Origin of the sequence: Streptomyces synnematoformans (assembly GCF_039531005.1) — a bacterium.
GTDB classification, from domain to species: Bacteria; Actinomycetota; Actinomycetes; order Streptomycetales; family Streptomycetaceae; genus Streptomyces; species Streptomyces synnematoformans.
The window spans coordinates 59,064-78,070 of record NZ_BAAAPF010000002.1 but is presented as its reverse complement, the minus strand read 5'-3'; the positions used below and the strand labels follow the sequence as shown (position 1 = coordinate 78,070).

The 19,007-nt window shown below is 71.8% G+C and carries 10 protein-coding genes; 5 read left to right on the top strand and 5 right to left on the bottom strand.

All coding sequences use genetic code 11. From position 1 onward, the window contains the following. The first annotated feature begins 549 nt into the window (after nt 1–549). On the top strand, nt 550–1,026 hold the full coding sequence (locus ABD317_RS01110) for a hypothetical protein (protein ID WP_027752243.1): 477 nt from the start codon (nt 550–552) through the stop codon (nt 1,024–1,026). 38 nt (nt 1,027–1,064) lie between these two features. Here the strand turns inward: ABD317_RS01110 and ABD317_RS01105 are convergent, their stop codons facing one another. Next, the gene (locus ABD317_RS01105) at nt 1,065–1,982 is read right to left on the bottom strand and encodes a DUF4231 domain-containing protein (protein WP_344286821.1); all 918 of its coding nucleotides are present in this window, start codon (nt 1,980–1,982) and stop codon (nt 1,065–1,067) included. A gap of 557 nt (nt 1,983–2,539) precedes the next feature. Between ABD317_RS01105 and fxsBH the strand changes: the two genes are divergently transcribed. The 3 genes from fxsBH (at nt 2,540) to fxsT (ending at nt 10,889) form a co-directional block, all read left to right on the top strand. Continuing rightward, nucleotides 2,540–5,491, top strand: a complete 2,952-nt coding sequence (fxsBH, locus tag ABD317_RS01100) for a radical SAM/SPASM protein FxsBH, inactivated beta-hydroxylase extension form (RefSeq protein ID WP_344286819.1) — start codon at nt 2,540–2,542, stop codon at nt 5,489–5,491. Between the two features lie 116 nt (nt 5,492–5,607). Continuing rightward, nucleotides 5,608–6,978 carry a TIR-like protein FxsC gene (locus ABD317_RS01095; protein ID WP_344286817.1) on the top strand — a complete coding sequence of 457 codons (1,371 nt, stop codon included), beginning with the start codon at nt 5,608–5,610 and terminating at the stop codon, nt 6,976–6,978. Beyond that, the gene (gene fxsT / locus ABD317_RS01090; protein ID WP_344286815.1) at nt 6,975–10,889 is read left to right on the top strand and encodes an FxSxx-COOH system tetratricopeptide repeat protein; all 3,915 of its coding nucleotides are present in this window, start codon (nt 6,975–6,977) and stop codon (nt 10,887–10,889) included. Before ABD317_RS01095 ends, fxsT begins: the two co-directional genes overlap by 4 nt. Here fxsT and ABD317_RS01085 read toward each other — a convergent pair. From ABD317_RS01085 to uppS, 3 genes are all read right to left on the bottom strand, one after another. Continuing rightward, nucleotides 10,859–11,791: an alpha/beta fold hydrolase gene (locus tag ABD317_RS01085; RefSeq protein ID WP_344286813.1), complete on the bottom strand. Its 933-nt coding sequence runs from the start codon at nt 11,789–11,791 to the stop codon at nt 10,859–10,861. The genes fxsT and ABD317_RS01085 overlap by 31 nt on opposite strands. Nucleotides 11,792–12,040: 249 nt before the next feature. Then, a complete protein-coding gene (locus tag ABD317_RS01080) occupies nt 12,041–13,504 on the bottom strand; it encodes an oxygenase MpaB family protein (protein WP_344286811.1) in 1,464 nt (487 codons plus the stop codon). Continuing rightward, complete coding sequence (gene uppS / locus ABD317_RS01075; RefSeq protein ID WP_344286916.1) at nt 13,501–14,187, bottom strand: polyprenyl diphosphate synthase; 687 nt, start codon at nt 14,185–14,187, stop codon at nt 13,501–13,503. Before uppS ends, ABD317_RS01080 begins: the two co-directional genes overlap by 4 nt. Before the next feature lie 816 nt (nt 14,188–15,003). On the opposite strand from uppS, the gene ABD317_RS01070 reads away from it, so the two are divergent. Further along, entirely contained in the window at nt 15,004–18,198 is a 3,195-nt protein-coding gene (locus tag ABD317_RS01070; protein ID WP_344286809.1) for an amidohydrolase family protein, read from the top strand. Here the strand turns inward: ABD317_RS01070 and ABD317_RS01065 are convergent. Further along, a complete protein-coding gene (locus tag ABD317_RS01065) occupies nt 18,182–18,952 on the bottom strand; it encodes a VWA domain-containing protein (RefSeq protein ID WP_344286807.1) in 771 nt (256 codons plus the stop codon). The two genes, ABD317_RS01070 and ABD317_RS01065, sit on opposite strands and share 17 nt — an antisense overlap. Nucleotides 18,953–19,007: the final 55 nt, after the last annotated feature.

Below are 19,007 nucleotides of genomic sequence, written 5' to 3'. Positions count from 1 at the left end.
AGGATCGGTCGGGTTGTACGGCCGGTAGCCCCCAGGGGCGATGTGCCCGCGGTGCCCGCGGTGCCCGCCGGCCGGTCGGGCCGGCAAGGCCGGCGCGGCCGCACCTGCCGGCCCACTGCTGGGACCCGTGCTCCGGCACCGGGCGAACCCCTGCCCGCCGAACGGCGGCGACCCCGTCTACGTAGTCGACGCCTTCGCCCTCGACGTCCTTTGTCGAGCCCGAGCCGACGCCTGTACCGTGAGCCCACCCCGCCGCATCACGAGCGCCGGGCCCTCCCGATCGCGAATCGGATGGTGACGACCGTGGGCGGCGAGAAGAGCGGTGTCTGTGCTTCGGTGCGGCAACGTCGAGTCGGCCGGCGGTCTCCACGCGGCACGGCTCGGCAGAGCGTCCAGGTGAACAGCGACGCCGGACCACGTCGAGGTGGTCGCGAACGGGGATGTGGCGCTCGCCACCGCCGGGGCCTGTGGCGGTACCCCCAGCCCTGCGCCGACTGGAGCATGCGCCCCCGCACGCTGACTCCGACCTGAGCATCGGAGGTTGTGGCCGTGACGCGGATCGGCGTGACCGGACACCGGGACATTCCCGCCGCCGCCCTGGAGTCCGTACGCTCGGGCATCCGGGCGACGCTGTGCAGGCGCAGCGTGGTGGAAGCGCTGAGCAGTCTCGCGGCGGGTGCCGATCAGCTCTTCGCGGACATCGCTCTGAGCTGCGGCGTCCCGGTCACGGCGGTCATCCCCGGCATGGACTACGAGCGGAGTCTCGGCACCGGAGACGCGCTGACCGGCTACCGCCGGCTGCTGACGTCGAGTGTGTCCCAGGTGCGGTTGCCGCGCGAGGCGAGCGACGAGGCGGCCTACCGCGCGGCGGGACGCTGGATCGTCGATCACGTCGACTCCATGGTCGCCGTCTGGGACGGGTGTCCCGCGCGAGGGCCGGGCGGCACGGGGGAGGTGGTGGCGTACGCGCACCGCGTCGGTGTCCCGGTGACCGTGGTGTGGAGCCCCGGGGTGCGCCGGCGGTGAGTCCGCCGCGGTCCTCGCGCCCCGCGGGCCGGAAGCCGTCAGGAGCCGAACCGCCCCAGCCAGTCGGTGTGCTGGGGGGAGACCAGCCGCTCCGTCTCCGCCACCGCGTCTGCCCAGTTCTCCTCCGTCACCGTGGTACCCATGGCGACGCGCATCGTGTCCAGTTCCTGCTCGACGCGGGAGTGGGCGTAGGTGAGCGGCCGGTGCCGCCGCACTTCATGCCAGGCCACCGCGGCGGCCGCGGCTGCGGAGAGCAGGCCGGTGAGGTCCCAGCCGCCTGTCATCCCCACGGTGCGCAGCACCGCCGCCAGCAGTGCGATGAACGTCAGGCCGGCGGTCACGGACGACCAGCGGACGGCGGCCTGGTGTTCCTGGACCGACTTGTTCCGGTACCAGACGAGCTGTTCCAGCACCCGTTCCCGCAGGTAGAAGTTGCGGCGGGCCTCGAAGGACGTGGCCCGTACCGCGCGCATGGCCGGGGTGATCTGCCCGGCCCCGAGCAGGTCGGAGGTGGCGCGGGAATCCTCCCATCCCACTTGCCGCAGTTCGCTGAGGCGTTCCTCCAGGCGTTCCGCGAACAGCGCCTCCGGGTTGGGCACGCCCGTGTGGAGTGGACCGCCACGGACCATGTAGTGCCACGCCAGCGACTTGACGGTCTCGGCGACGGCCCGGTGCACCTGCCACGCGGCCCGGGCTCGCCGGCGCGCGGTGTGCAGCCCGACGACGATCGTCAGCCCGTACAGGACCGCCGCGAGGGCGGTCGGCGCCCGGGTGTCCGTCTGCTCGGCGGCCATCGCCGCGGTGGCGGCCAGCAGCAGGATCGTCAGATGCAGGCGTATCGACTGAAAGGACTCCCGCTGCCGGACGATTGCCTCAAGGTCGTTCACACGGAACAGCGGCGGAAGATCCTGGTCACGTAATGTGGTGCTCGGCCCCGGAGTTCTCGCAGCGGCCATTCCCGCCCCCCACCCACGCAGGTGCCCTCGTTCTTACCCGCCTTGTGGACTAATCACTCCGGGTCTGTCCACTCCGGGTGCAGCACGGTGCTATACACTCCGTGCTCTCGCCGGGGTTGTTCCGGCAGGAATCGTCGGACAGTTCCAGTCCTCCCCAGGTGATCGGCTCAGGATCGGTCCCAGGCTGACCCGGGGCGGCTGGCCCGAGCCAAAGGTCTGCAGTCATGCACCTTCCAGTGACCGCGTTGAAGCGGCGATCTTCCACCCCCCGGTCCGTGGGCAAGCAGCATGTCCCCCTTTCCGCCGCCGGGCCCGGCCACGCCGAGGCACTGCGCTCCGCCTGGCGTGTGACGGACTTCGCGGGCGAGTCACCCACGAAACCGATCACTTTCGACTCGGCGCTCTGACCTCGTCTCCCCGCCACCCGATCGGGTACACCCTGGCGTCACAGGCTCGCGGTAACACCATGGTGAGAGCGGCAAGACTCTGCTAACGCAGCACGTTCGGCCTTCGGGACGCAGCGACGCTTGCGATACTTGGGTGTGACGAGCATCCCGATGCCGCCTCCGCTCCGGCAGGTGGTCCTCAAGCTGCACAGCAGATGCGACCTGGCCTGCGATCACTGCTATGTGTACGAGCACGCCGACCAGAGCTGGAGAGCGCGGCCGATCGTCATCTCCGAGGACACGGTCAAGCATGTCGCCCATCGGCTCGCCGCCTACGTGGAAGAACGAGGCCTGGACTCCGTCTCGGTGATCCTGCACGGCGGCGAGCCCCTGCTCGCGGGCCCCGCCCGGCTCCGCAGCACGTGTGCGGAGCTCACCCGGGCCCTCACCCGGGTCGCCCGCCTCGACCTTCGCATTCACACCAACGGCGTGCAGCTCAGCACCCGCCATCTTCAGGTTTTCCGGGAGTTCGGCGTCAAGGTCAGCATCTCCCTCGACGGCGACCGGGCCGCCAACGACCTCCACCGGCGTGACCGCAGGGGCGGAAGCAGCTACGACCGGGTCATCCGCGCGGTCCGGCTGCTGCGCACGCCGGAGTACCGTCACCTGTTCACGGGTCTCCTCTGTACCGTCGACCTGCGTAATGACCCCGTAGCCGTACACAAGGCGCTCACAGCGCTCGACCCACCCCGTATCGATTACCTGCTGCCCCACTCCACCTGGGAGAGCCCCCCGCCCCGGCCGGACGCGGGCTCCCCGACCCCGTACGCCGACTGGCTGCTGAAGATCTTCGACCTGTGGCAGGGCCAGGGGCGCGGCGTCCGCGTGCGCACCTTCGAGTCGGTGCTCAGCACCCTGCGCGGCGGTCCCAGTCTGACCGAGGCCATGGGGCTGGCGCCCTCGGACCTGGCGGTGGTCGAGACCGACGGCTCGTTCGAGCAGGCCGACTCGCTCAAGACGGCGTACCACGGGGCGCCGGCCACCGGGTACGACGTCCACTGGAACAGCTTCGCGGAGTTGGCCGAGCATCCGGGTGTACGGGCCCGCCAGGCGGGCATCGACGGGGTCAGCGCGGAGTGCCGCCGGTGCCCTGTGGTGCAGTCCTGCGGCGGCGGCCTGTACGCGCACCGGTACAGCGCGGAGCGCGGCTTCGACAACCCCTCCGTGTACTGCGCCGATCTGCGGGCCCTCGTCGACGGGGTGGCCGAACGGATCACGGACAGGACCCGCAGCCCGGCGGTGCACAGCGACGACGAACTCCGCTTCGCCCAGGAGCGGCTGACCCGCGACCTACTCTCCCACCTGCACCACCGCCACGCCGGGACTGCGGAATGGGACGAGGCCTGGCGGCTCCTGGTGCGCCTCGACTCCGACGAGGCCACAGCCTTCCACCTCAACGCACTGCTCGCCCACCCCTACGTCCGCACCGCAGTGCGCCGCGCTCTCACCGAGGAGGAGCCGGTCGACGCCGGCCTACTGGCCTCCGTGGCCATGGCCGCCGCCGTACGGGCACGGGCGGAGGCGGTGCTGACGTGGGACCATACGAAGCCGGAGCTGCACCTGCCGACGCTGGGCACGCTGCGGCTGCCCGGCCCCGGCCGGGTCGACGTCCGCTCCTCCGGCCGCCGGATCGTCGTGCGGCGGGGCCCGGACTCCTACGACACCGGCGACCCCGAGCGATGGCGGCCACTGCGCTCCTGGGACTCCGCGGCCGAACGGGACGGCGCGACCGCCCCACGCCTTCTCGTCGACGACGCCGACCCGTACCGCGACTGCTTCCCCCGCCCCGCCGCCGGTCCGCTGAACTCCGACGACCTCGGCGCTTTCCTCGAACGGCTGTCCACCGGATACGCCTTGCTGCACGCACACACACCCGGCTGGTGGGAGAGCGACGACGCCTGGCTCGTCACCACCGTCACCCCGCTGGCGGCGGGCGCAGGGCTGAGGCTCGGCGCACACGGACTGGGTGCGCTGGGCGTGGGCGTCGACATCGGCCCCGGGGAGTTCGCCCGCGCCCTGCCGCGTGTGGCGCGGCGGGCGAGGTTCGCCGCACTACGGGAGACGGCGGACCTGGCCGTGCCCGGCAGCCCCGCGGAACGGCTGCTGGACGAGGCGGACGACTGGGTCGCCAAGGCATCCTTCTGGCAGCGGGACCCGGCCGCCGGCGCGGACCGCCGCGGCGACGCGCTCGACCGGGCCGGCCGGGCCCTGGTGGGGCTCGGCACCCGTCCTCGACGCGAACTCACACCGAACGGCGCGGTGCTGGCGGGCAGCCTGTGGACGCAGTGGGCCGAGCAGCACGGCCATGTTGCGCGGCTGGCCGGATTCTTCCGTGGACTGGGCGTACGAGAGGGCGGCTCCCTCCTCGTCCACGCCTCCCTGGGCGGCAGCGGACTGCCTCCGGACGAGGTGCGGGACGCGCTGCTGGACGTCCTCGGCCCCGACGGCACGCTGGTCGTCCCGGCCTTCACGCCGGAGAACTCCGACACCTCCTCCGCCCACCTGGCCCGTACCGCGGGCATGAGCGAGTGGGAGAAGGCGGGATTCCGCGCCTCGATGCCGCCGTTCGAGCCGGAGACCACCCCGTGCCCGGGCATGGGAGCGTTGGCGGAGTGCGTCCGCACGACACCCGGTGCCGTGCGCAGCGCCCATCCGCAGACCTCCTTCGCCGGCCTCGGGCCACGGGCAGCGGAGCTGCTCGGCGAGCACGACGTGACCTGCCATCTCGGGGAACGCTCACCGCTGGCCCGGCTCTACCGGGACGGGGCCCAGGTACTGCTGCTGGGTGTGGGCTTCGAGGCGTGCAGCTCTTTCCATCTCGCCGAGTACCGGATGAATCCGGCCCGCCCCCTGCGAACCTATCGCTGCGTGCTGCGGGAGAAGGGATACTGGTTCGCGTACGAGGATCTCGATCTGCACGACGAGGACTTCGGTGAGATCGGCCGCATGCTGCCGCCAGAGCTCCTGACGGTCGATCAGGTGGCCGGCAAGCGGGCGACGTTGTTCGGCATGAAGGAGGCGGTCGACCGCGCGGTCAGCTACATGGCCACGTCTCGTCGTTGAGGCGGCGTGTGGGAGGCGGACCGTATGTGGGGGGGCGGGATACGGGGCAGGCCACCTGCCTCTGACCGGACAACTCCGCTGGCGGGAGGACCAGCCGTCCGGAGGCAGGCGGTCACATGGAGACAGCGTGGTGGGAGCGGGCGGCGGACAACCAGCCCTATTTCTTTCTCAGTTATGCGCACATGCCGCGCTGGGAGCAGGGCGGCGGCGATCCCGACCACTGGGTGCACGTCCTGTACAAGGACCTGTGTGAGAACATCATGCATCTCACCGACCTGCCGGCGGGCGCACCCGCGGGCTTCATGGACCGGGAGCTGCGGTCCGGAGAAGGCTGGTCGGAGAAGCTCGCCGAGAATCTCGCCACCTGCCGGGTGTTCATCCCGCTGTTCTCGCCCCGCTACTTCGCCAGCGAGATGTGCGGCCGGGAGCTGTTCGCGTTCAACCAGCGCCTCGTCGACGCCAGGACGACCGGACTGGGTGCCATTCCCGCCATCGTGCCCGTGCTGTGGACCCGCGTCGACTACAGCCAGCTTCCGGAGTCTGTGGGGCACCTGCACATCGACAACTCCGCCTTCGGCGGCGCCCACGCCAGTGGGGGCACCCCCGCCAATGAGGGCGTAGCCGGCGGGGGAGAGGGCCTGTACCGGCTGATCAAGCTCAACCGGCGGCGGGACGAGTACCAGGAGACCGTCCTGCAACTCGCCGAGCACATCGTACGCGTCGCCCAGGACTCGCCGCTGCCGCCCGGCACGCCCCGGGACTACGACGCCACGCCCAGCGCGTTCAAGCCACGCGGCCAGGGCACCCGCCGCATCCATCTGACGGTCGCCGCCCCCACCCGGGGCACCCTCCCGGAGCACCGCGACGTCCGCCCCTACGGGGAGCGGGCGCAGGACTGGAACCCGTACCACAGCGAGGCCACCCGCCCGTTGTCGGCACACGCCGCGGAGCTGATCCGCTCGCTCGACTACCGGGTCACCGTCTCCTCCCTGGACGAGGCGGACGCCTCCCTCGGCGCGGAAAGGGAGGCCGGCGTCGAGGGGACCCCGGACGGCGACGCCGGGCCCGACCAGCCGCACCTCCTGATCGTCGACCGCTGGGTGGCCACCGCCGAGAAGCACTGCGACGAGCTGAAGCGCTTGGACGGCCACGCCCGGTCCTGGATGAACGTGGTCGTCCCCTGGAACCACGCAGACATCCAGTGCCACAGCGCCGAGGGCGTGGAGCTGTGCCAGGTGCTCGAGAACCTGATGCCCAGGCTGCTCGACCGGGGGCGGCGCACCCCCTGGCACCGGGCCGTCGACGGCGTGCCCACGCTGAAGGAGTTCACCGACCTGCTACCGGCTGTCGTGGCCCACGCGGCCGGGCAGTTCCTCAGGCACGCGCACGCACATCCCCCCAGCGGGCCGCACGTCCCCAGACCGCGTCTCCTGGGCCCGGCACCGCCGGCCGACGCCCAGGGCCCCCACGAGGGAGGAGAGGAATGACGACCCGACCCCAAGGACGGATCATCACTTTCTACTCGTACAAGGGCGGCACCGGCCGCACCATGGCCCTCGCCAACGTGGCGTGGATCCTCGCCGCCAACGGCAAGCGCGTGCTCGCCGTCGACTGGGATCTGGAGGCCCCCGGGCTGCACCGCTTCTTCCACCCGTTCCTCGACGGCAGTGCCCTGGCGTCGACCACCGGCGTCATCGACCTCATCACCGAGTACTCCTGGGCCGCGACAACCGGCCCACCGCGCGCCGGGGAGTGGCACCGGGAGTACGCCAGGACGGAGGACCACGCGGTCTCCCTCGCCCCCGGGCGGCTCCGCTGGAGCTTCCCCGAGAACGGCTGCCTGGACTTTCTCTCGGCCGGCCGGCAGAGCCGCGAGTACTCGGCGACGGTGAGCTCCTTCGAGTGGGACAACTTCTACGAGCGGCTCGGCGGTGGCCTGTTCCTGGACGCGCTGCGCGACGACATGAAGTCCGTGTACGACTACGTCCTCATCGACAGCCGCACCGGCCTGTCGGACAATGCGGACATCTGCACCATCCACCTGCCCGACGTGCTGGTCGACTGCTTCACGCTCAGCGACCAGTCCCTCGACGGTGCCGCGCTGGTGGCCCGCAGCGTGGCGGACGGCTACCGCGGCAGGAAGATCCGGGTGCTGCCGGTGCCGATGCGGATCGACGAGGGCGAGAAGGACAAGATGGACGCCGGACGCGCCCTGGCACGGCTGAAGTTCGACGGGCTGCCCGCCGGGCTCAGCGGGGAGGAGCTCACGGCGTACTGGGGTGCCGTGGAGATCCCGTACCGGCCGTACTACGCCTACGAGGAGACCCTGGCCACCGTCAGCGACGAGCCGGGGCTCGCCAACTCCCTCCTGTCCGCCTTCGAACGGCTTACCGGCGTGATCACCGACGGCGACGTGGACACCATGCCGACCATGCCCGAGCCGGTGCGACTGCGGTGCAAGGACGCGTTCACGCGGCGCCGGCCTTCCACCACGAAGCCCGACATCGTGCTCGCGTACGTGGCCGAGAACCGGATGTGGGCCGACTGGATCGAGTCGCTGCTGACCCGCTCCGGCTGCCGCGTCACACCGATCGACCTTTCTCTGCGGGCCATGGAGCAGCCGGACGACCCGGCGCGCACAGTGGTGCTCTTATCGAAGCCGTTCTTCAAGTCCCGCGGCAGGGAAGCCGCGTGGCGCACCCTGGCCGAGACCGACCTGGACGGCTCTCCGGGCGGACTGGTCCCGCTGCGCCTCGACGACGTACAGGCGCCCGGCGCCTATCCCGACCGCAACGTGGTCAGCCTCGGGGTGGATGAGGCGGCGGATACGGCGAGCGTGCTGAAGGCCCTGGGCCTGCCCGCCCTGCCCGACAGCACCGGCACCGCGCGCCGCTATCCCGGCAGTACGCCGCGGATCTGGAACGCCCCCCAGCGCAACGCCGCGTTCACCGGCCGCAACGTCGTCCTGGAGCAGATGCGCGACCAGCTCGGCAGCGGCATGTCGGCCGTCCTCCCACGGTCCCAGGCGTTGTTCGGGCTCGGTGGGGTCGGCAAGACGCAGGTCGCCATCGAATACGTGCACCGGTTCATGGCGGAGTACGACCTGGTGTGGTGGATCTCCGCGGAGAATCTGGACAACGTGGTCGCCTCACTCGCCGAACTCGCCGCCCGACTCGGCACGCACAGCGGCGAGAACATGGCCATGGCCAGCCGCGAGGCCGTGCGGATGCTGTCCCGCGGGGAGCCGACCAGCCGATGGATCCTGGTCTTCGACAACGCGGACGACCCGGACGCCCTCACCGACTACTTCCCGTCGGAAGGCGGCGGACACATCCTCATCACCTCCCGGAACCAGGCCTGGGCACAGCACGGCGACTCGTTGCCCATCGACGTGTTCCTGCGCGAGGAGAGCGTCGACCACCTGATGAGCCACGACGCCCGGCTCACCGCAGAGGATGCCGACCGGGTGGCGACCACCGTGGGCGACCTGCCGCTGGCCGTGGTGCAGGCCGCGGCCTGGCTCGCGGAGACGGCGACCCCGATCGAGGACTACCTGCGGCAACTGGCGGAGCAGACCACCGACGCGCTCAGCCTCAACCAGCCCGTCGGCTACCCGCATCCGGTGGCGGCCACCTGGAACATCTCCATCGCACGGCTGAAGGAGCGCTCCCCCGCTTCCGTACGGCTGCTTGAGCTGTGTGCGTTCCTGGCGCCCGAACCGATCTCCGCCCAGCTCCTCTACAGCAAGGAGATGATCGACGCACTGAAGCCGTACGACCCGGCGCTGCAGGAGAAGCTGGTGCTCGGCCGGGTGATCCGGGAGATAGGCCGGTTCGCACTGGCCAAGATCGACCAGGTGAGCAACTCCCTGCAGGTGCACCGGCTGGTGCAGGCCGTCATCCGCGCACAGCTCACCGAGGAGGAGCAGCGGGAGGCCCGGCACGTCGTGCACTCCGTTCTGGCCGGCGCCCGGCCCGACGGCGAAGAACCGATCGACGACCCCGAGACGTGGCCGCAGTTCGGCATCATCTGGCCGCACCTGCTCCCCTCGGACGCGCCCCACTGCGTCGCCCACGAGACCCGCCGGCTGCTGATCGACCGCGTCCGCTACCTGTGGAAGCGCGGCGACTTCCCCCGTGCCCAGCAGCTCACCGAGGAAACCCTCGACCACTGGCGGCCGACTCTGGGCGAAACGGACGTCCAGTACCTGTACCTGCGCAGCCAGCTCGCCAACGTCCTGCGCTCCCAGGGGCGGTACGTCGAGGCCCGGGACATCGACACCGACCTCCTGGAGCAGCAGCGTCAGGCTCTCGGCCCCGACCATCCGCACACGTACGTCACCATGTCCAGCCTGGCCAGCGACCTCGCCGCGCTCGGCGCCTACGGCCGGGCGGCGGAGTTGGCCCGCGAGGCGCACGAGGGCTTCGGCCGGATCTTCCACAGCTCCCACCGGCGCACGCTGAGCGCCGCGAACAACCTGGCGCTGACCCTGCGCATGGACGGCCGCTACCGCGACGCACTCAAGCTGGACCAGGACGTGTTGAACATGCGTACGGAGGTTCTCGGCCCCGACCATCCGTACACCCTGGCGTCCGCTGAGCGGCTCGGCCGCGACCTGCGCGAGGTCGGCCGTTACACGGAGGCCACGTCACTGCTCCAACGGACGTACGAAGTGTACAAGCGGGTCCTCGGCAAGGATTTCCCCGGCACCCTGCGGTGTGCCAAGTCCCTGGCCGTATCGCTGCGCAGGAGCGGACAGTTCGAGAACGCCCGCCGGCTCACCGCCGCGACCCGGGCCCAGTACAGGGCCCAGTACGAGGAGGCGACTCCGGACTCGCTCGCCTGCGACCTCAACATGGCCGCCGACCTGTTCGCCGCCGACGAGCGCCAGGCGGCTTGCGAGGTCGCCCGGGAGGTTATCGCCGAGTACACGAAGAGGCCCGGCGAAGCACACCCGCACACCCAGGCGGCGCTCAACAACCTCGCGATCTTCCACTGGGGCTGCGGGGACGACGACGAGGCCGAGACGGTGTTCCGTGCCGTGCTGCCCCGCATGAGGGAGGTGCTCGGTGACGCGCACCCGCACACGATGTTCTGCGCGATCAACTACGCCAACGTACTCGCCCGTCAGCGCCGCTGGGAGGAGGCACGGACGCTGGAGGCCGAGGCGGTGGAGGTGCTGGGCAGATCCCTCGGCCGCCACCATCCGGAGACTCTGGCCATCGTCACCAACGTTGCGCTCACCCTCAAGGCCCTCGGGCACACGGACGAGGCCCAGGTGATGCGCGACGAGGCGATGACCGAACTGCGGCGGCAGCTCGGCGAGGACAACGGGATCACGAAGGTCGCGGGCGACAACCGGCGGATCTACCGCGACCTGGAGCCCCTCACAGTGTGAGCGCCCGGCGCGGCCGGCGTGTCCGACAGCAGCCAGGCGATGGCTTCCGGCAGGGCGCGCAGCGCCGCGAAGTGGGCCGCGCCGGGGTCGAGCACAGCCGTGGCCCGGGCGATGCGCCCGGCGAGCCAGGAGTGGTGCGCCACGGGGGAGAACGCGTCCTTCCTGCCGTGCCACAGCAGCACCGGCACCTGGATGTCCGCCGGGTCGAAGCCCCAGTCGGCAATCAGCGCGAGGATGTCGTCGACCCATCCGTACGGCGACTTGCGCAGCGCCTCGCGGTAGTTGCGCAGCAGCATGGCCCGGATGCCGCGATCCGAGACGATCTGCCGGTCCTCGTCGGTCAGATCGCCGCGCAGTTCGTCGAGCAGCCGGGCCGGGTCCTCGCGGATCGCGGCGGAGCGCGGAATGAGCCGGGCGACGAACCGCTCCGGGTCGGTGGCGGCCGTCCGGAACTCCCGCACGTTGCCGGGAGCCATCCCCTCGAACCAGTCGAGCCCCTCCGCGTCCCGCGGCGCCAGCCCGACCAGCGCGGCGGCCCGCGTCACCCGCCGCGGCAGCAGCGCGGCGCAGGCCAGGGCATGCGGAGCGCCCCCCGATCGGCCCGCCACGACGAAGCGGTTCAGCCCCAGCGCATCGGCGACCTGGAGCACGTCCTCCACGACGTCGGCCACCCGGCGACCCGGCCTGCGGTCGGAACCGCCGTAGCCGGGACGGTCGTACGAGATGAGCCGGATACCCCGCTGGTAGAGGAACATGGGCCGTGGCCGGGGCCCGACGCGGCTCCCCGGCATGCCGTGCAGCAGGAACACCGGCCGGCCGCACGGATCTCCTGAGCACTCCACCCGCAGTATCCGACCGTCCGTCGCCCGGACCCGGTCAGGCGCCGGCACGACATCATGCACAGCGCATCCCCTCCCCGGGCCCGAACCGGGACCACCCTCCCAGAAGTTCCCGCCCTCTCCGCCCCCGAAACGACCGCACCCCCCTGTCCCTTCGGCGGCCCGACCCGCACCGCAGTCCGCACCGCAAGCGCCCGGTCCGCCAACGACTGCGCGCGCTCACACTCTCGTCCCCGGCGACGCGGTCGGATGGCCGTGACGGACCAGCCGACGTGTCAGTGGGGATCGGGCTCGCGGATGTGGTGGCACTCGTCAGGCGTCGGCGAGGAGGGGGTCGTACGGGGTGCCCGTGCGGCGGCCCGTCATGAAGGAGAGGAAGTCGCCCACGAAGGCGCTGCGGCCGTGGGCGCCGTCGGTGGTGGTGAGGTCGCGGTGAAAGGCGGTACGGAAGAGGGTGCGGTACTCGTCCGCGTCGATGCTCCCGTTGCCGTCCTTGTCGGTGGCGTCGAAGAGGACCTCAGCAACGCGGATGAGCGCCGGCCCGGCGAGGGAGGGAACGGCGGCGGCGTACTCCTCGGCGCTGACGCGGCCGTCGCCGTCCGTGTCGAGGGCGGCCTGCAGTTCGCGCCACCAGGCGGCGAAGGCGTCGTAGAGCCGGGTCTCCTCGGGTTCGTCCAGGTCGAGGCGGGTGGAGAGTTCGCGTGCCATGGCGGCGAGGTCAGGCCAGTCGAGGTGGCCGTCGCCGGTCTGGTCCAGCACTCGGCGGAAGAACTCCTCCGCTGAGCGCCGGGTTTCCTGTGCGGCTGCCGGGGGTGCCGGAGCGGGGCCGGTGTCGCCGCTCAGTGGTGTGAGGAGGCGGAGCAGGGCTGATGCCCGCTTCATGCGGGCGCGCAGGGCGGTCACGGTGCGGGCGCGGGGGTCGTCGCTGTCGGGCGGGAGCGAGAGGGCTTCGATGATGCTTTCGGCCTTGATCCAGCCCCCGGGCAGGAACCGGGTGAGCCCGGCGGCGAGGTAGGCGCCCTGCATGAGGGTGGGGGCGCCGGGCATCTCGGGCAGGCCGGCCCGGCGCCGGTAGGGCTCGGGGAGCGAGGCGACGGTGATGGCGCCGAGGACCGGACCGGCGACGGTGCGGCCGGCCGCCCACAGTGTCGGCGCGCCGTGGAGCAGCGCAGGGGCGGGCAGGTGGTCGAAGAGCCGGTAGAGGATGATGCGGGCCGCCTCGGTGTTCTCCAGCTCGTTTTCGACGATCCGGTCGAAGTACTGCCAGAAGTCGTGGAGGTCCTCGGGGAGTTCTGCGGCGTCGCCGTCGAGCGCGGCGAGGAACGTGCGGTACTCGGCGTACATCAGCTCCATCGTGTCCTGGTCGAGCGGCTGGCCGCTCAGCCGGCACATGGTGACGGCGCTCTCGAAGAGGGTGGCGACCACCCAGGCGCGGGTCGCGCGGTCCATCGCGTCGTAGGCGCGGCCGCGGGAGTCGGAGCCGCTCATGCGGGCGTGCAGCCGGTTGAGCCGGGCGGCCTCCCGTTCGCGTACCGCCGGGTCGGTGCCGAACATGCGCCGCATGCTGAGGAAGGTGTTGCGCAGTCGGCGCCACGGGTGGGCGACGAAGGTGGAGTTGTCGGCGAGAGCGGCGCCGACCTGCGGGTGAGCGGCCTCCAGCACGGTGGCGCGGATGATGGCCAGGGCCCAGCGCGGGTCGTCGAAGAAGCCGCTAAACTCCGATGTCGGGCCGAACAGTAATGCCTCGTCGGCCGTTCCGGGGGCTTCGGTGGTCATGAGGGGTCTCCGTTCGTCCCGGCGGACACGCCGCCGAAGCGGCGGTCGCGGCGTTGATAGGCGTGCAGGTAGGCGAGGAAGTCGGGCGCCCGCAAGTCCGGCCAGAGCACCTCGGGGAAGACCCACTCGGCGTAGGCGACCTGCCAGAGCATGAAGTTGGAGATGCGCTGCTCACCGGAGGTACGGATGACGAGATCCACATCGGGGGTGTCGGGGAAGGGCAGGTGGTCCGCGAAGAGCCGCTCGGTCACCTCGTCGGCGGGCGTCCCGCTGCGGATCAGCGACCTTGCAGCCTCGACTATGTCCCGGCGCCCGCCGTGGTCGAAGGCGACGGTCAGCGTCATCCCCCGGTTGTCGGCGGTGAGCGCCGCCAGGTCGCAGAAGTCCTGGGTCAGTTCCCGGGGGATGCGCGGGTCGGCGACCCCGAGGAAACGGCAGCGGATGCCGCGCGCGAGCAGCAGCGGCGCATGCTTGCGCACCACCCGGCGGACCAGACGCATCAGGAATTCGACCTCGGTACCAGAGCGGTTCCAGTTCTCGGTGGAGAAGGCGTACAGAGTGAGCCACTCCACGCCGGCGGCCCGGGCCGCCTCGATGACGTCGATGACGGCGGTCTCCGCGGCCCGGTGACCCGCCGTACGGGGAAGCGAACGCCGCCGCGCCCACCGGCCGTTGCCATCCATCACGCAGGCCACGTGCCGCGGCCCCGCCCCGTCCGGGGCGGCACGGCCGGCCGTACCGCGCTCGGTCACGCCCACCCTGCCTCGCCGCTCCCGCCTCGCCCACGCCCCACCGACGTGTTCTCTCCTGAGAGTCTGACGGCGCGAACGGGCCCCGCGCGGCTGAACGATCGGCCGTCACCCCCAGCTCTTATGTTCGAATATGCCCGAATGCCAGAGCGTCGAACTCGCGGTGACCTTCGCGCTCCGGTCCGGGGTCAGGGTCACACTCGCTGCCCTGGCCTCTCTGTCGGAAGGAGCGGGGCGGGCGTCACATCGGATGTGCGTGCGGCGCGGGGTTGTGAGGTTTGCCGTGTGCCGAAGCTGAATCAGATCATCGCGGTCGAGAAGAGCGTCAGGTCCAAGCCCTCCACGAGCTCACCCGGGTTCACCAGGACGTGCAGAAGCCCGCCCTGCTGGCCGGTATCTGTTCTTCAACGCCGCCGGTGTGCGCACACGGGTGGCAAGCAGGAGCCCGGGAGCTGGACATGCTCCCGGGCTCCGTCACGTTCTGTGCCCGCTGCCTGTGCTGTGACCGGGAAGTTCACCGGGTCGAGTGGTCAGGCCGCGGCGGGTAGGGGTCTGCCGCCCCTGCGAATGCTTCTTTCGCTGCGGATTCGGACACGTTCGCGTCGTTGGGCGGCAGTCGCGTGCGGAAACGTACAACTGACAGGCGGGGTGATCCGTTTCCGCGGCCGTTCCGCATGCCTGATCCGCATAGCCCCGAAATCCTGCGTATCGTCACGTATCACCCAGTGCCGTACGAGTCCGGGGGGACCCTTGGACGCCGCAGAGCCTTTCGATCTCTCCCGCCGCCGCTTCCTCCGAGCCACCGCCGCCGCAGGCGCGGTCACCACCACCGGTGCCGTTCTCGACGCACCGGGCGCGGTCGGGCGCGCCGCCGCCGGCGCGACCTTGTCGTTCCTGTCGTTCACCGCCGCCACCAACGGCTCCGCCGCCCTCGCCCCCGACGGCGATCACCTCGTCGCCGAGGTGCAGAACGTCCTGTGGTCGATCCCCCGGTCGGATGGCAAGGCGGTTGCGCTCACCACCGCCGGACTGGAGCCCAGCCGCCCGCACTTCGCGCCCGACGGCAGCCGCCTCGTCGTCTGCGCGTACCGCGGTGGCGGCTTCCACCTATGGACGCTGCGCCCGGACGGTTCCGGACTCGCGCAGCTGACCGATGGGCCCTGGGACGACCGCGCGCCCGCCTGGTCTCCCGACGGCACGCGCATCGCGTTCTGCACCGAGCGCGGTGGCGACGCGGTGGCCGGCAGTCCGTACCGCATCTGGGTGCTTCAGGTGGCCACCGGCGAGCTGACGCAGCTGACCGGGCTGCCGGACCAGCCCGGTCCGCATCAGGGCGGCGCCTGGGAGGACTTCGACCCGGCCTGGTCGCCGGACGGCGCGCGGGTGTTCTTCGTACGCGCCGCGGTCGGCAGCCGCGGCCCGCTCGCGGCCCGCACCGTCGCATCCGTAGCCGCGCCCGCCCCGGGAGAGGTGCGAGTCGAGCACACGGAGACCACAGAGTCCCAGGTGATGGCTCCGGCGGTGAGCCCGGGCGGGCGGCTGGCGTATCTGCGTACGACCACGGCACCTTCGGCGTCGTGCACCCTCGTCGTCGACGGGGCACCCGTCGACGTCGGTTCCGGGGGCGCCGGGGACGCGGATGTGGCGCCGGTGCCGCCACGCTGGATCTCCGGCGAGGAACTGCTGCTTACCGCCGGCGGGCAGTTCCGCATCCTCAACCCCGCGGTTCCCTCGCGGGCGGAGACGGTCCCCTTCACCGCCGAGCTTCCGGTCGAGCGTCCCCGGTACCGGGCCAAGGAGTACGACTTCGAGGACGGCGGCGTGCGCCGGGTGCGCGCCGTGCACCTGCCCGCGCTGTCGCCCGACGGCCGGCGGCTGGCCTTCTGCGCGCTCGGCGCGCTGTGGATCGCGGACACCACCGGCGGCCGGCGCCCGCGCAAGGTCCTGCAGGCGGACAGGACCCGCTACGTCCACGCCCCCGCGTGGACTCCCGACGGCCGCGGCCTGGTCTACGCAGACGACCGCGACGGCCTGTTCGCCGTACGCCGCCGCGACCTCGCCTCCGGCGAGGAGACCGTGCTCGCCAGGGGCGGCCGGGTCTTCCCCGCGCTGTCCCCGGGCGGCCGGCGGCTCGCGTGCATCGACATGACCGGCAATCTCGTCGTGAGCGACCCGGACTCCGGTACGGAGGAGGTGCTCGCCGCGCCGCTCGGCGCGGGCGGACTGCCGGGCCGGCCAACCTGGTCACCCGACGGGCGGTACCTGGCGCTGTGCGACCGCAACCGGCTCAACCAGCGCTTCCGCGAGGGCTACAACCTCATCCGTGTCGTCGACGCCGCCTCCGGCGCCGCCCGCCTCCACCCCGTCGCGCCGCACACCTCGATCTCCGACCGCTACGACTCCGGCCCCGTCTGGTCACCGGACGGCCGGTGGCTGGCGGTCGTCGCGGAGTCCGCGCTGTGGCTGCTGCCCGTACGGCCCGACGGCACACCGGACGGTACGCCGCGGCAGCTGACCGACGAGGCCGCCGACCACCCGTCGTTCTCCGGCGACGGACGGCAACTGGCGTACCTGTCGGCGGGGCGCGTGCGCCTGGTCGACCTCGCCACCGGCGCCGCTCGCACCGTGCGCGTCCCGCTCGACTACCGCCGCCCCGTCGCCCCCGACACCGTCCTGCACGCCGGCCGGCTCTGGGACGGCACCTCCGACGCCGTACGCGACGACGCCGACCTCGTCATCCGCCGCGGCCGGATCGCCGCCGTCGCACCGCACCGCGCCGGCCGCCCCGCGGCCCGCCGCGTCGACGCCTCCGCGCGCACCGTCATCCCCGGGCTCTGGGACGCCCACTGCCACCCCTGGCAGTCCACCTACGGCGGCCGGCAGACCGCCCTGCAACTCGCGTACGGCATCACCACCGCCCTGTCGCTGGGCGGCTTCGCCTACGAACAGGCCCGCATCCGCGAGGCCGCCGACGCCGGCGACCTGGCCGGACCCCGGCTGCTGGCCACCGGCGAGCTGCTCGACGGCGCGCGTGTCGCGTACAGCATGAGCCGCGCCCACGGCACCCGGGCGGGCCTGCGCCGCTCGCTGGCGCGGGCGGAGGGGCTGGACTGGGACTTCATCAAGACGTACGTGCGCGCACCCGGCTGGGTCATGGCCCAGGCCGCGGCCTTCGCGCACGAGCGGCTCGGCGTACGCAGCGGCAGCCATCTGTGCTCCCCAGGCGTGCAGCTCGGCCAGGACCTGACGACACATCTGCAGGCCACACAGCGGTTGGAGTTCGGCCACGCCACGACCGCCACGGGCCGCTCGTACGCCGACCTCATCGAGATCTACACCGCGACCGGCGACTTCCACCTCGTCGCCACCCCCTTCCCCGCCCTCGCCCTCCTCGGCGCCGACCCCGCCCTCGCCGCCGACCCGCGCGTGACCGCACTCATGCCACCCTGGGACACCGCCGCCGTCGAACAGCGCGCCGGACAGCCGCCGACCACCGCGGAACTGGCCACGCTGGCCACGGAAATGGACGTCTACCGGCGGGTGCTGGCCGCCGGCGGCCTCGTCGCCCTCGGCACCGACCAACCCCTCGTGCCCGTCGGCCTCCACCTCCACCTCGCACTGCGCGCCCTGCACCGCTCCGGCCTGTCCGCCGCCGAGGCACTGCGCACCGCGACCGTGCTCCCAGCGCGGGTCTTCGGCGCGGCCGGGCACCTCGGCACGCTGGAGCCGGGAAAGTACGCCGACCTGACGGTGATCGACGGCGACCCGTTCACCGACTTCGCCACGCTCGTACGTACCGAGGCGGTGCTGCGGGGCGGCAGGCCCTTCACCCAGGCGGACCTGGTGCGCTCCTTCGAACCGGCGGCGGCCCTGCGGGACAGCGGCCACAGCGCCGCGACCGGCGAGGACTGGCTGGAGGCCGGACGGCTCATGCGCGCGCGATGATGCCTGCGGCGCGTGCGGCGCGCAGCCAGTCCGGGAACTCGCTCGTCAGGGCCTCGTAAAGTGCCGCGTCGGACAGGGCCTCGGGGGCGTTACCGGCCGGGAAGAAGCCGGCGTTGTCCACAACCCGCTTGGCCGGAACCGGTAGCTCGTCGAGCTTGCGCAGGAAGTCGAACTGCTTGTTCTCCGGATCGCCGAACCCTACGAACTGCCAGAAGATCGGCAGCCGGGCAGCGGTGCACAGCACGTGCTCGGCCGCGGTGCGGGACGTGGGGCCGCCGTCCGTCTGGAAGATCACCAGGGCGGGTGCGGCCGCACCCGAGGCCGAGTAGTGATCGATGACGGCCTGCATGGCCAGGTGGTAGTTCGTCCGCCCCATGGGCCCGAAGCTGCCGTGCAGCGCGCCGATACGTCCCTCGTACTCCTGCAGGTTCAGCTCGGCGAGGCCGTCGACGTCGGTGGAGAAGAAGACGACGGGCACCGTGCCATCGTCGTCGAGGTGCGCCGACAGCCCCAGCGCCTGCTCCGCCAGTTGCTGGACGGTGCCGTTCTTGTAGTGGCTGCTCATGCTGCGAGAGCGGTCGAGCACCAGGTACACGGCGGCGCGCTGCCCGGACAGGCCGGTCTTCTCCAGGGAGATGCCCGCGGTCTTGTACAGGTCGACCAGGCGCGGCGCGGCGGCTCGGACCTTCTCCAAGCTGATGGCCGAGCTCTCGGCGGGCGGCCGATGCCGCGGCTTGGTGTAATCGATCGCCATCGTAGATCCCCCGGAGCGGACGGACAGAAAGCGCCCACGGTACGTCGACGGGGCT